This is a genomic window from Vibrio hepatarius (genome assembly GCF_011806575.1).
Classification (GTDB): domain Bacteria; phylum Pseudomonadota; class Gammaproteobacteria; order Enterobacterales; family Vibrionaceae; genus Vibrio; species Vibrio hepatarius_A.
The window spans coordinates 205513-218391 of the sequence record NZ_JAATOO010000004.1; the positions used below are offsets into that span (position 1 = coordinate 205513).

The following is a 12879-nucleotide window of genomic DNA, read 5'->3' on the forward strand; positions in this document are numbered from 1 at the left end:
CTTACTTAGTATTTTGTTGCTGCAAGATCTGCGATAAGCCCACTAACATTGGCAAGGTGTCATCAAAGAAGCGACGGATACCTGAACAAAGGTAGTTAAGCCCTTGTTCACCGTCTGGGGTTTTGATTAAGCGGTTTTTCGGACATTCGCCCCAGCAGTATTTTAGGTAAGGACACTGCTTGCAGTATTCCGGTAGTGAGTCACGCTTTGCCATACCAAAAGTAAACTGACGAGTGGAAAACGCCATCTCATTCAGCGTATGGTCGTGAATGTTCGACAACTTGTATTCGGGATACACATAATGGTCACAGCTGTACACATCGCCGTTATGTTCAATTGCTAAGCCTTTACCACAGAATTCTGCGGTAATACAGAGTTGAGAAGGTTTTCCCATCACTTGAGCAACAGCGGTTTCGAATAGATTGACCAGCACTCGACCCAAGTCATTGTTGACCCATTCGACAAACATAACACTAAGGAACTCACCCCAATCACCTGGGTCGACCGACCAATCGGTAACGACTGACATTGGGTGCCCCGGTTTGGCTAACTCACTGCCCAGCTCTGGGGTCATCTGCTCATTCCAGAACTGCGGCGCGGTCGTGTGGAAGTCATTGGGTTCGACCACTGGCGCGAGCTGGATATAAGTCACACCAAGTTCACGGGTGAGGAATCGGTAGATCGCCAATGGATGTTTCACGTTGTGGCGGTTTACCGTCACCAGAGCGTTGAATCGCACTTGTTGTTGTTGCAGTTTCTCAATCGCTTTCATTACCAAATGGAACGTTGGTTTACCGCTACGGGTTTTGCGATATTTGTCGTGCAGCTCTTGCGGACCATCAATCGATAATCCGACTAAGAAGTTGTTCTCGCGTAAAAACTCACACCATTCGTCATTGAGCAAAATGCCGTTGGTCTGCAAGTCGTTTTCGATGCGAGTACCTTTTGGCTGGTATTTCTTTTGTAGCTCAACCACTTTGCGAAAGTAATCAAGCCCAAGCAGTGTTGGCTCTCCGCCCTGCCAAGAAAATACGATTTGCTCGCCGTCTTGACTCTCAATATAACTCTTAATAAAAGCGTCTAAGGTTTCATCATCCATTTTCGGTTGCTTTGGTTGATGAAGTAGGTTTTCTTTATGTAGATAAAAGCAATATTGGCAGTCAATGTTACATTTTGCACCGCCGGGTTTGGCCATCACGTGAAAGCGACGTGCATTTCCTTGCGCGGATTTAAACGCGGTTTTCATTGGCACGATTGGCATAGCCGTAGAATGACGTGGGGAAGTTTTGCTCATGCATTTCTCTCTTTGAATTGTGGCGCCCCTAGGAGCGCCACTTGTATCTATACGTTACTTAGGAACAAATGAACCGGCTTCCATTCGAGGAGGGAATTCTTTAAACGTCCCCATCACCTCTTTCACTTTTTCCATCGCTGGCATCATTAAGAATGAGCGTTCGTACATCCAACGATCGTAACCCATACCTTTGTCACCACGTTCGAACGGGTCGATACTCAAGTCAAAGATCAGTGGCACACGCAACTTGGTAAATGGTTTACGCCATACATCCATACCCGTTTCGTTTTCTTGGATCATAAAGTGGTACTTGTACTTGCCTTGGCGTAGCGCAACAAGATCACCATCATCACTCCAATAGACAAATTCGTTACGCGCTGACTTGTCTGTTTTGCCTGTTAGATAAGGCAGTTGGTTGTAGCCATCCAAGTAAACTTTATAGTTCCTATCACCCACTTTCTTGCCCTTGAGCAATTCGTCTTTCACATTATCGTTACCTGCGGCTGCAACTAACGTAGGGAAGAAGTCTTCGAGCGACATAATGCCGTTGAAAGTCTTGCCCGCTTCAATCTTACCCGGCCACTTGATCAGCATAGGTACACGGAAGCTACCTTCCCAACCAGTGTTTTTCTCAGAGCGGAATGGTGTCATACCTGCATCTGGCCACAAGTCGACCATCGGGCCATTGTCTGTGGTGTATACGATGATAGTGTTGTCATCGACACCCAATTCTTTGATCTTGTTAAGTAGATGGCCAATTTGGTCATCGTGTTGTTTCACACCATCAGCATAGAAGCCCGCACCGGTTTTACCCTTGTACTCGTCTGGTACGTGAGTGAAGTTATGCATACGAGTGGTGTTGAACCAAGTAAAGAACGGTTTGTCTGCTTTGACTTGTTTTTCAATGAAGCTTTCTGCTGCGTCGAGGAACTCGCCGTCAACGTTTTCCATACGCTTACGCGTTAGAGGACCAGTGTCTTCAATTTTACCGTCAGCGTATGAATGGATAACGCCACGTGGACCAAACTTTTTCTTGAACTCAGGATCAGTTGGATAATCCACGTTCTCTGGTTCTTCTTCTGCATTTAAGTGGTAAAGGTTGCCGAAAAATTCGTCAAAGCCATTGTTAGTTGGAAGATGTTCGTCTCGATCCCCCAAGTGGTTCTTACCAAATTGACCTGTCGCGTAACCTAGCTGTTTTAGCATAGTGGCGATGGTTGGATCTTCTTGAGAGATACCTTCAGCCGCACCAGGCAAACCCACTTTAGATAAGCCCGTACGTTTTGGCATTTGACCAGTGATAAACGCTGAGCGGCCTGCGGTTGAGCTTTGTTGCGCATAGAAGTTGGTAAACTTCGCGCCTTCTTGGGCAATAGTGTCGATGTTTGGCGTGTTGTAAGCCATCATTCCTTGGTTATACGTACTTAGGTTCCAGTAACCCACATCGTCGCCAAATATCACCAAAATATTGGGCTTTTCCGCTGCGTATGCGGTAGCAGATGCCGCACCTAACGCGAGCGCGCAGGTGTTAAGCACCAGCTTTTTGCCTTTTGCTTTGTTCGCATTTTTCATACCATCTCCGTTATTTCACTGAAATTAAAGGAAGTTCACCTTAAGCTCCCTCAAAAGCTAAGATAAACTACGAGCAAGCCACAATAAATGTGGTTACAATTTATTCATTTATAAATTTGATTTATGAGTGCCGTGATGGACTTAAACTTAATTCAAACTTTTCTCGTCGTCGCAGAATTCCAGTCTTACACTAAAGCAGCAGAGCATTTAGGGCTCACTCAGCCCGCAGTGAGTGCCTCAGTAAAACGTCTGGAGCAAGTGGTGAATAAACAACTATTTGTTAAGAAAGGCAGAGGTATCGCGCTCACATCGACGGCGTATCAACTGATTCCCCAGTTTCAGCAAGCAATCAGCCTTATCGACAATGCAGTGTTCGAAGAGAAAGCGTTTGAGGTGTATTGCTCAGAAGCTATCTTGCATAAACTGGACACATTGAATGGCGCGGTATTTCACGAATCACCTCCAGATAAATACCAGTTATTTGAGCAACTTAGACGGCAGAAAATGGACTTGGTCATCGATACGGTGATCACCAAAGACGCCGCGTTTATGGTTGAAGAAGCGTATCAGGAACCAGCGGTTGTCATCTGCAGTGGCAAACACCCGCGAATTCAAGGTTCAATAACCAAACAAGAATACTATAGTGAAACACATTGTTTATTTTCAGGAAGGTGGCAAAACACAACCGGATTTGAGCAATTGGCTAAAGAAGCGATACAAGAGCGTAAAATTGAGATTGTAACCAGTTCTTTGGCAGGGATGGCAATGAACGTTGCTCAGCATGACTGTTTAGGCATTATCTCTAAGTCATTTGCGACCAAATGGAGCAAGATACTCGACCTGCAAGTGCTCGAATGCCCAGTCGAGATTTACGAAATTCCTTATAAGCTTGTCTACCATAAACGCGAAGTACATAACCCTGCACATATGAAATTGCGTGAATCAATCAAGATGCAACTCAACAACTTTAACTCTGTGCCTTTGACGTTGTAAGGCTAAACTCTAATTATTGAGCATCACCCTTTGGTAGTAATTTGACCGAGCAAAATACCGTACAAACTCAACCATAGTGGCATTGTTTCGTATAATTTTTACTCAAAAATATAAAACCTTAGCTTTCCTTGGTTGTTATTGGTCGGGCAAAGCACGATAATGTCGGGATCGGAATTTCTTAACTATATAACTATGACCGAATATCTTTTGTTGTTGGTTGGTACTGTTCTAGTCAACAACTTTGTACTGGTGAAGTTTTTGGGCTTATGTCCATTTATGGGGGTCTCTAAAAAGTTAGAGACTGCTATTGGCATGGGGTTAGCAACCACATTTGTGCTGACCCTCGCTTCTGTGTGTTCGTATCTGGTGGAAAGCTACATCTTAGCGCCGCTTGAGTTGCAATATCTGCGCACCATGAGCTTTATTCTTGTTATCGCCGTAGTGGTTCAGTTCACCGAAATGGTAGTCCACAAAACCAGCCCGACTCTTTACCGCCTGCTCGGCATCTTCCTGCCACTTATCACCACCAACTGTGCGGTATTGGGTGTGGCACTGCTCAACATCAATGAGAATCACAATTTTATCGAGTCGATCATCTACGGTTTTGGTGCCGCACTCGGCTTCTCACTGGTGCTTATCTTGTTCGCCTCAATGCGTGAACGCATCGCCGCAGCCGACGTTCCCGCTCCTTTTAAAGGCGCTTCCATTGCAATGATTACCGCAGGTCTTATGTCTTTGGCCTTTATGGGCTTTACTGGATTGGTGAAGTTGTAATGAGCACGATTTTAATTGCAATTATCGCCATCGCGGCGTTAGCAGCTATTTTTGGTGCGATACTCGGTTTCGCCTCTATTCGCTTTAAGGTCGAATCTGATCCGATCGTTGACCAAATTGATAGTATTCTTCCACAAACCCAATGTGGTCAATGTGGTTATCCAGGTTGCCGTCCGTACGCAGAAGCCATCGCCAACGGGGATGAGATCAACAAGTGTCCTCCGGGTGGTCAAGCAACAATTGAAAAACTCGCGGATCTGATGGGTGTTGAAGCGACAGAATCGGCACACGATCTGGATGACATCAAAAAAGTCGCCTTCATTCACGAAGACATGTGTATCGGGTGTACCAAATGTATTCAAGCTTGTCCGGTTGACGCGATTGTCGGCGGGACAAAAGCACTGCACACCGTCATCAAAGACGAATGTACTGGCTGTGACTTGTGTGTCGCACCGTGTCCAACGGATTGTATTGAAATGATTCCTGTAGAAACCACTACAGCGAACTGGAAGTGGCAACTGGACGCCATTCCTGTTGTTGATATTACCGATTCTGCCAAGACGCAGAATAGCGTGAATTAAGGACTGGTATGTTGTCATTAATCGAACAAATTAAAACTGGCGCACTTTGGGACTTCCCAGGTGGCGTTCATCCGCCGGAAAACAAACAACAATCCGTATCAACTGCCATCGCACGAGCGAGCATCCCTAGTGAAATTGTTTTACCGGTCAAGCAACATATCGGTAAACCGGGTGCAATCATCGTCAACGTTGGCGACCAAGTACTTAAAGGTCAAGCATTAAGCAAATACGACACCAGCTTTATGCTACCTGTGCACGCACCGACTTCAGGCGTAGTGACAGCGATTGAATCTCGCACCACCGCACACCCATCAGGCTTGCCTGAAATGTGTATCGTGATTAAGCCAGATGGTGAAGAACGCTGGATAGAGCGTAAACCGATCAGCGACTTTACTAGCTATACCCCCGATGAACTGATCGAGATGATCCGCCAAGCAGGTGTATCAGGTATGGGTGGTGCTGGCTTCCCGACCGCGAAAAAAATCCAAGCTGGTTTAGCGCGTACTGAGATTTTGATCGTCAATGCGGCAGAGTGTGAGCCTTACATCACCGCCGACGACATGCTGATGCAAGAGTACGCGGACGAAGTGATCAAAGGCATCGAGATCGTTGAGCACATTCTCAAGCCTAAACTGACCATCATCGGCATTGAAGACAACAAACCGAAAGCGGTTGAAGCGCTACAGAAAGCTGCCAAAAGCAAAGACATCGTCATCCGAGTGATCCCAACCAAATACCCGTCGGGCGGTGAAAAACAGCTGATCAAAATCCTAACCAACAAAGAAGTACCGACCAACGCAATTCCAGCGGATATCGGATTACTGGTGCAAAACGTTGGCTCACTACAAGCGATAAAACGGGCGGTTTGTGACGGTGAACCTTTGGTCGAGCGCATTGTAACGCTCACCGGTGATACCTTTAAGCAGCCACGCAACGTTTGGACACTGATCGGCACGCCAGTTCAAGCACTGCTAGACGAGTTCGGCTACTCGGCTGACAAGCGCTTACCCCGCTTAATTATGGGTGGCCCTATGATGGGCTTTACCTTGCCACACGCAAACGTGCCAATCACCAAAACCACCAACTGTATTCTGGCGCCGACTCGCCGTGAGATTGCGCCAAGCCATTACGAAATGGAGTGTATTCGTTGTGGTCAATGCGCGGAGGCCTGCCCTGCTTCACTACTGCCTCAGCAACTTCAATGGCACGCCAAAGCCGAAGAGTATGAAAAGTGTGAAGAGCTCAACCTGAAAGACTGTATTGAATGTGGTGCTTGTGCTTACGTATGCCCGAGCGAGATTCCACTGGTTCAGTACTACCGTCAGGCGAAAGCCGAAATCCGTACGCGCAAAGAAGAAGCCGAAGCAGCAGAACGCGCGAGATTACGCTTTGAAGAGAAAAAAGCGCGTATGGAACGCGATAAAGCGGAACGAGAAAACCGCTTTAAGAAAGCCGCCGACAGCCGTCGCAAAGAGATGAAAGAGTCTGGTAAGGACGACGCAATTGCCGCAGCGATTGCACGCGTAAAAGCGCAAAAATCTGCTTCACAAGAAGAAACATCAGCGGTGAAACCAGCGGTTGCCGCTGCCATTGCCAAGGCAAAAGCCAAACAAGCCGCAGCAATGCAATCTGGCCAAGAAGAGCCAGATAACTCAGAAATGGCCAAATTGCGTGAAGAACGCAAACGTCAGGCTCGCGAACGCAAGGCTGAGAAAGCTCAAGCAAGCGAGTCAGAATCAACGTCTGATGATAAGAAAGACGCTGTCGCAGCCGCCGTAGCGAGAGCTAAAGCGCGCAAAGCGCAGCAGCAATCAGGTTCTGAGGGAACACCCACTGAAGATAAAAAAGCTGCAGTCGCCGCTGCGATCGCTAGAGCAAAAGCGAAGAAGCAACAAGCTGACCGTAGTGATTCGGCAGACTCTGAAGACTCTTCAACGCAGCAAGGCGATAAAAAGGCTGCCGTAGCTGCCGCTATCGCACGTGCTAAAGCTCGTAAATCAGAACAAGAAGTCGCTAAGCAAGAGCCGGGACCTGTGACTTCTACTGAAACCGGCGAAGAAGACGATCCGAAGAAAGCTGCGGTTGCTGCCGCTATCGCGCGTGCTAAAGCTCGTAAAGCAGCACAAGAAGCCGCTAAGCAAGATTCAGAACCTGTGACTTCGGCTGAAACCAGCGAAGAAGACGATCCGAAGAAAGCCGCGGTTGCTGCTGCTATCGCGCGCGCCAAAGCCCGCAAAGCAGAACAAGAAGCCGCTAAGCAAGATTCAGAACCAGAGACTTCTGCTGAAACCAGTCAAGAAGACGATCCGAAGAAAGCCGCGGTTGCTGCCGCTATCGCGCGCGCTAAAGCTCGCAAAGCAGAACAAGAAACCGCTAGGCAAGAGTCGGAACCTGTGACTTCGGCTGAAACCAGCGAAGAAGACGATCCGAAGAAAGCCGCGGTTGCTGCTGCTATCGCGCGCGCCAAAGCCCGCAAGGCGGAGCAAGAAGCCGCTAAGCAAGAGCCGGAACCAGAAACTTCAGCTGAAACCAGTCAAGAAGATGATCCGAAGAAAGCCGCGGTTGCCGCTGCTATCGCGCGCGCTAAAGCTCGTAAAGCGGAAAAAGAACAACAAAAACGTACTGAGGAGAAAGAGTAGTGGCCTTCTTTATTGCCAGCTCACCACACGCGCACAGTCGTCGCAGCACTCCTGATTTAATGAAGTGGGTGGCGCTGTGTGCGCTGCCTGGCTTAGCTGCTCAAACCTATTTCTTTGGCTGGGGAACGTTATTCCAGCTCGCATTCGCGATTGTTTTAGCCCTAAGCCTTGAAGCTTTGGTTATGGTGGCGAGAAAACGCCATCCTATGTCGGCACTGCGTGACAACAGCGCCATAGTTACCGCTTGGTTATTGGCGGTTGCCATTCCACCTCTTTCGCCTTGGTGGGTTTTGGCGATTGGTCTGGTGTTCGCCATCGTGGTGGCGAAACACCTGTACGGTGGCATTGGCCAAAACCTGTTTAACCCTGCAATGGTTGCATATGTAGTGTTACTGATTTCCTTCCCGGTACAGATGACCAGTTGGATTTCACCAAGCGAATTGCAAACCACGCCGATTTCAATGGGTGACGCACTTTCGCTCATGTTCACTGGTTTCAACCTTGATGGTTTATCACTGCAACAAATCAGAACGGGTATTGATGGCGTAACCATGGCAACACCACTGGATGCGTTTAAAACCGCGCTCCACACCGGTAAAACAGCAAGTGAAGCTCTTCAACAACCACAATTCAGCGCACTGGCTGGAATCGGTTGGGAATGGGTCAATCTCGCTTACCTTATCGGCGGTTTAGCTTTGATTAAACTGCGCGTGATCAGTTGGCATATTCCGGTTAGCTTCTTACTCAGCCTAACGGTCGTAAGTGGTCTATTTATGCTTTTGTCTCCAGGGGAAACCGCTTCACCAATCGTTCATCTGTTGTCTGGCGCAACCATGATCGGCGCGTTTTTCATCGCAACCGACCCAGTATCGGCTTCGACAACCGTCAAAGGCAGACTGGTGTTTGGGGCATTTATCGGAGCGATGGTGTTTATTATTCGTAGTTGGGGCGGCTTCCCTGACGGTATCGCCTTTGCGGTTTTACTAGGTAATATGTGCGTGCCGCTGATCGACTACTACACCAAACCACGTACTTACGGGCATTAAGGATTAACATGTTAAACGCTATTCGAAAAAATGGTGTTATTCTTGCTATTTTCGCCTGTGCGTCGACAGGTGTGGTGGCGCTGACACACTACTTAACTAAAGACAGAATCCACCAGCAGGAACAGGCTCAACTACTCTCGGTCCTCAACCAAGTGATCCCTCATGAGATGCATGACAACAGCTTGTACGAATCGTGCACATTAGTCAGCGACCCTGCATTGGGAACCAAAGATGCGATGCCTGTCTATATGGCAACCATTGACGGTGCGCCAACCGCAATGGCGATTGAGACCATCGCACCTGATGGCTATAACGGCACAATCAAGTTAATCATCGGTATTGAGCACGATGGTACTATTTCGGGTACTCGTGTACTGAGTCATAAAGAAACTCCAGGACTAGGCGACAAGATCGACCTGCGCATTACCGACTGGATTCTTGGCTTTGCCGGTAAACAAGTAACGAATGAAAATGAGTCTACTTGGAAAGTTCGTAAAGATGGTGGCCAGTTTGACCAATTTACTGGCGCAACCATTACTCCGCGTGCCGTCGTCAAAGCGGTGAAAAATACCGTGCAGTTCGTCAACGCCAATCGCGACGCCATTTTGAGTCAACCACTGAACTGTGGAGGCAACAATGAGTGAACATAAAAAACTGATTAAAAACGGTATGTGGGACAATAACCCTGCGCTGGTACAGCTGCTAGGTTTGTGTCCCCTACTCGCGGTCTCGTCTACCGTCACCAACGCACTCGGCCTTGGTATCGCAACCTTGCTGGTTCTGGTTGGTTCAAATGTCACGGTTTCATTGGTGCGTGACTACGTACCAAAAGAAGTGCGTATTCCGGTGTTCGTTATGATCATCGCTGCGCTAGTGACTTGCGTGCAGTTGCTGATGAACGCCTACGCCTACGGTTTGTTCCTATCTCTGGGTATTTTTATCCCACTGATCGTGACCAACTGTATCATCATCGGCCGAGCGGAAGCATTCGCCTCAAAAAACGACGTGCTCCCTTCCGCGCAAGACGGTTTTTGGATGGGTGTTGGCATGACCAGCGTATTGGTCGTGCTCGGTGCGATGCGCGAGGTGATCGGCAACGGTACTCTATTTGATGGCGCTGACCTACTGCTTGGTGATTGGGCAACCGTATTGCGTATCGAAATCTTCCACTTTGACAACAGTTTCTTACTCGCGCTGCTACCACCGGGTGCCTTTATTGGTGTCGGCTTACTTATCGCGGTTAAGAACATTATCGACAAACAACTCGAAGCGCGTCAGCCAAAACAAGAAAAACAAACTATTGAACGTGCGCGTGTAACCAACTAATTATTACACTGGAAAGCAGCCTCAACATGAACAAAGAAAAACGCAGACTAATCTTAGAGCGGTTAAGGGAAAACAACCCCAATCCGCAAACTGAGCTAAACTGGAGCACACCGTTTGAATTGCTCATCGCGGTGCTGTTATCCGCACAAGCGACAGATGTCAGCGTCAACAAAGCGACTGATAAACTCTACCCTGTTGCCAACACACCTCAAGGTCTGCTTGACCTCGGCGTGGACGGTGTTAAAGAGTACATTAAAACCATTGGTCTATTTAATTCTAAAGCAGAAAACATCATTAAGACGTGTAAGATCTTGCTTGAGCAGCACGGTGGCGAAGTGCCTGAAGACCGAGCAGCACTTGAAGCCTTGCCCGGCGTTGGACGTAAAACGGCAAACGTGGTTCTCAACACAGCGTTTGGCTGGCCAACGATTGCGGTCGACACGCACATATTCCGCGTAGCAAACCGCACTAAGCTAGCGATGGGCAAAAACGTTGACCAAGTAGAAGAAAAACTACTTAAAGTGGTACCAAAAGAGTTTAAGCTTGATGTACACCACTGGTTGATCCTGCACGGACGTTACACTTGCGTCGCACGCAAACCTCGTTGCGGCAGCTGTATTATTGAAGACCTTTGTGAATTCAAAGAGAAAGTATATCCAGAAAACTAGGAGCACAAGACAATGTCAAACGGAAGAATTCTACACACTATGCTTCGCGTAGGTGATCTAGACAAATCCATCCAGTTCTACACTGATGTTATGGGTATGCAATTACTTCGTAAGAACGAAAACACGGAGTACAAGTACACTTTGGCTTTCCTTGGCTACGGTGATGAGTCACAAGGCGCAGTTATCGAACTGACTTATAACTGGGGCACCACTGAATACGATATGGGCAGCGCATTTGGCCACATCGCGATCGGCGTTGACGACATCTACACGACTTGTGACGCAATCAAAGCGGCTGGCGGCAACGTAACTCGTGAGCCGGGCCCAGTAAAAGGCGGAACCACTCACATTGCGTTCGTCAAAGATCCTGACGGCTACATGATTGAGCTTATCCAAAACAAACAAGCAACCGCGGGTTTGGAAGGTTAATCTCACCTGACAAAAAAAGGGCTGCATTTCACGGCCCTTATTATTTATCTTTACTTGATAATAATTATCATTTAATCTCATTTCAGTCTTTTTAAAGGAGAGTGGATGAGATGGGCATTGCAGAATGGGAGAAACACACACTATTGGCTGACATGGCGATGAGCGAACACGATCACCTACGCAGTATTCTTCATTACCAGCAAGCACTAACGTTGAGTGAGCGTATCAGCGAAGAAACCGAGTTTGACGTTGAAGACAGACTGATGATTTCGGTGATTTCATGCCACAACATGGCAACGTTCTGGCGTAATGTTGGCGAAAGTAAGTACGAGCTCAAATATCTCAAGCTCGCCTCAGAAAAGGTACTGACGTTAGTGCCTCAATGCCCAAACAACCAATGCGACGCGTTTGTCGATTCACTCGGTTGCTGTAAAAAAGCGCTGATTGAGTTTATGAAGCGACATCCGAACCCGAAAATCGCCCGACTGGTGCAAGATATCGATACCGCGACCAACTGCAACCTGATCGCCAAGTTTAGAATCAATTGAGCAACGTGAGCACGCCCTGCTCTGCCGTTTATAAGCACATATCAGAGCGCTCGATTGGTTTATATCTGTGTACGTCCTAACGAGATAACCACGCGGCGGTTCTTATCTTTGCCGATTGGTGAGGCATTATCTGCGATTGGGCGACGTTTTCCGTAACCCTGAACCTGAATACGGTCTTCTGGCAAGCCCAGTGATTCAAAGTAATCCTGCAACACTTCTGCACGTCGCTCAGACAAGCTCTGGCTGGCACTCTTAGAATCTTCAGAATCGGTATAGGTCGAGACCAATACCAAATCGATATCTTGATTGTGTTTGATGTATTCAGCAATTTGCGCCAAGCGCTTCAACGAGCGTTTGTTTAGCTCAACGCTAGAGCGGTCGTAATGAAGAATGGTAAAGGCGATGTCTTCAAAGCTGTACGGCAACAAGTTGGCAATACAGTCACTAAACACATTGTAGCTTGCCTGGAACAACACCGAAGACAGTGCGACTTCCACACGTTGGTCTCTTCGTTGCCACTCTTGGTAACTGAACGTCGGGTAACGCCCTTTTTCCAGCTCGCTTAAAATACTCCACGCGGTTTGTCCGCCCACGTAACCGTCAAACTGTTGGAAAAATTGAATATTGGTAATGCGGTCTGCGCCCTCGCCCGGACGCCACGCAGGTGGCATCGACACTAATGACACATCGCGGGTTTCACCCATTGGACGTTTCATTTTCAGCTCAAAATCGAGATTAATTTTCTTGCTCGCACGCGAAGAAAACACCGCCTCACCGTAATTAGGGATAGGGTGAACTAAGCGACATTCCAACGGCGTGTTGCTGATCATTTGCCACTGCGACTGTTGTGGCGACGCAACATATTGGACGTCCATCGCCTGAACAGAGTTGGCGATAGTCGTCAGTGTGAACGTCAGTCCGGTTGCGAACAGTTTTTTCATGGTGTGTGGCTTCTCTCTACTGCTATTGAGGCGTCAATTTGCCGCTTCTGATTGTTACATTCAGAATA

The 12879-nt window shown here is 47.9% G+C and carries 13 protein-coding genes; 10 read left to right on the forward strand and 3 right to left on the reverse strand.

Annotation, left to right across the window (positions count from 1 at the left end; translation table 11 throughout):
• Position 1 precedes the first annotated feature (1 nt).
• Together HCZ42_RS04655 and HCZ42_RS04660 are read right to left on the reverse strand one after the other, a co-directional pair.
• Entirely contained in the window at positions 2–1294 is a 1293-nt protein-coding gene (locus HCZ42_RS04655; protein ID WP_167419578.1) for an anaerobic sulfatase maturase, read from the reverse strand.
• A gap of 54 nt (positions 1295–1348) precedes the next feature.
• Positions 1349–2866 (reverse strand): arylsulfatase, encoded by a 1518-nt coding sequence (locus tag HCZ42_RS04660; protein WP_167419579.1) that lies wholly within the window; start codon positions 2864–2866, stop codon positions 1349–1351.
• 135 nt (positions 2867–3001) lie between these two features.
• Here HCZ42_RS04660 and HCZ42_RS04665 point away from each other — a divergent pair, with 135 nt between their 5' ends.
• The 10 genes from HCZ42_RS04665 to HCZ42_RS04710 all read left to right on the forward strand — a co-directional run bounded on the left by HCZ42_RS04665 (position 3002) and on the right by HCZ42_RS04710 (position 11870).
• A complete protein-coding gene (locus HCZ42_RS04665) occupies positions 3002–3859 on the forward strand; it encodes a LysR family transcriptional regulator (protein ID WP_254868891.1) in 858 nt (285 codons plus the stop codon).
• A gap of 192 nt (positions 3860–4051) precedes the next feature.
• A complete protein-coding gene (rsxA, locus tag HCZ42_RS04670; protein WP_053408296.1) occupies positions 4052–4633 on the forward strand; it encodes an electron transport complex subunit RsxA in 582 nt (193 codons plus the stop codon).
• Positions 4633–5214, forward strand: a complete 582-nt coding sequence (rsxB, locus tag HCZ42_RS04675; protein WP_167419581.1) for an electron transport complex subunit RsxB — start codon at positions 4633–4635, stop codon at positions 5212–5214. Before rsxA ends, rsxB begins: the two co-directional genes overlap by 1 nt.
• A gap of 8 nt (positions 5215–5222) precedes the next feature.
• Positions 5223–7853, forward strand: a complete 2631-nt coding sequence (gene rsxC, locus HCZ42_RS04680; RefSeq protein ID WP_167419582.1) for an electron transport complex subunit RsxC — start codon at positions 5223–5225, stop codon at positions 7851–7853.
• Positions 7853–8899: an electron transport complex subunit RsxD gene (rsxD, locus tag HCZ42_RS04685; RefSeq protein WP_167419583.1), complete on the forward strand. Its 1047-nt coding sequence runs from the start codon at positions 7853–7855 to the stop codon at positions 8897–8899. The genes rsxC and rsxD overlap by 1 nt, the downstream gene beginning before the upstream one ends.
• A gap of 8 nt (positions 8900–8907) precedes the next feature.
• A complete protein-coding gene (rsxG, locus tag HCZ42_RS04690) occupies positions 8908–9543 on the forward strand; it encodes an electron transport complex subunit RsxG (protein ID WP_167419584.1) in 636 nt (211 codons plus the stop codon).
• Positions 9536–10225, forward strand: a complete 690-nt coding sequence (locus HCZ42_RS04695) for an electron transport complex subunit E (protein WP_053408301.1) — start codon at positions 9536–9538, stop codon at positions 10223–10225. The genes rsxG and HCZ42_RS04695 overlap by 8 nt, the downstream gene beginning before the upstream one ends.
• Before the next feature lie 26 nt (positions 10226–10251).
• Positions 10252–10893, forward strand: coding sequence for an endonuclease III (gene nth / locus HCZ42_RS04700; protein WP_167419585.1), 642 nt, complete (start codon positions 10252–10254; stop codon positions 10891–10893).
• A gap of 12 nt (positions 10894–10905) precedes the next feature.
• The gene (gene gloA / locus HCZ42_RS04705; RefSeq protein ID WP_167419586.1) at positions 10906–11322 is read left to right on the forward strand and encodes a lactoylglutathione lyase; all 417 of its coding nucleotides are present in this window, start codon (positions 10906–10908) and stop codon (positions 11320–11322) included.
• 110 nt (positions 11323–11432) lie between these two features.
• Positions 11433–11870, forward strand: coding sequence for a DUF2753 domain-containing protein (locus HCZ42_RS04710; RefSeq protein ID WP_167419587.1), 438 nt, complete (start codon positions 11433–11435; stop codon positions 11868–11870).
• A gap of 59 nt (positions 11871–11929) precedes the next feature.
• Here HCZ42_RS04710 and motY read toward each other — a convergent pair whose 3' ends face one another.
• Positions 11930–12811 (reverse strand): flagellar protein MotY, encoded by an 882-nt coding sequence (gene motY, locus HCZ42_RS04715; RefSeq protein WP_167419588.1) that lies wholly within the window; start codon positions 12809–12811, stop codon positions 11930–11932.
• Between the last annotated feature and the right edge of the window lie 68 nt (positions 12812–12879).

What these genes read in the sequence shown, in the direction of transcription:
- motY (WP_167419588.1), bottom strand. Translation starts at nt 12,811, where the DNA reads ATGAAAAAACTGTTCGCAACCGGACTGACGTTCACACTGACGACTATC.
- HCZ42_RS04665 (WP_254868891.1), top strand. Translation starts at nt 3,002, where the DNA reads ATGGACTTAAACTTAATTCAAACTTTTCTCGTCGTCGCAGAATTCCAG.
- rsxA (WP_053408296.1), top strand. Translation starts at nt 4,052, where the DNA reads ATGACCGAATATCTTTTGTTGTTGGTTGGTACTGTTCTAGTCAACAAC.
- nth (WP_167419585.1), top strand. Translation starts at nt 10,252, where the DNA reads ATGAACAAAGAAAAACGCAGACTAATCTTAGAGCGGTTAAGGGAAAAC.
- gloA (WP_167419586.1), top strand. Translation starts at nt 10,906, where the DNA reads ATGTCAAACGGAAGAATTCTACACACTATGCTTCGCGTAGGTGATCTA.
- HCZ42_RS04655 (WP_167419578.1), bottom strand. Translation starts at nt 1,294, where the DNA reads ATGAGCAAAACTTCCCCACGTCATTCTACGGCTATGCCAATCGTGCCA.
- rsxG (WP_167419584.1), top strand. Translation starts at nt 8,908, where the DNA reads ATGTTAAACGCTATTCGAAAAAATGGTGTTATTCTTGCTATTTTCGCC.
- rsxC (WP_167419582.1), top strand. Translation starts at nt 5,223, where the DNA reads ATGTTGTCATTAATCGAACAAATTAAAACTGGCGCACTTTGGGACTTC.
- rsxB (WP_167419581.1), top strand. Translation starts at nt 4,633, where the DNA reads ATGAGCACGATTTTAATTGCAATTATCGCCATCGCGGCGTTAGCAGCT.
- HCZ42_RS04710 (WP_167419587.1), top strand. Translation starts at nt 11,433, where the DNA reads ATGGGCATTGCAGAATGGGAGAAACACACACTATTGGCTGACATGGCG.
- HCZ42_RS04695 (WP_053408301.1), top strand. Translation starts at nt 9,536, where the DNA reads ATGAGTGAACATAAAAAACTGATTAAAAACGGTATGTGGGACAATAAC.
- HCZ42_RS04660 (WP_167419579.1), bottom strand. Translation starts at nt 2,866, where the DNA reads ATGAAAAATGCGAACAAAGCAAAAGGCAAAAAGCTGGTGCTTAACACC.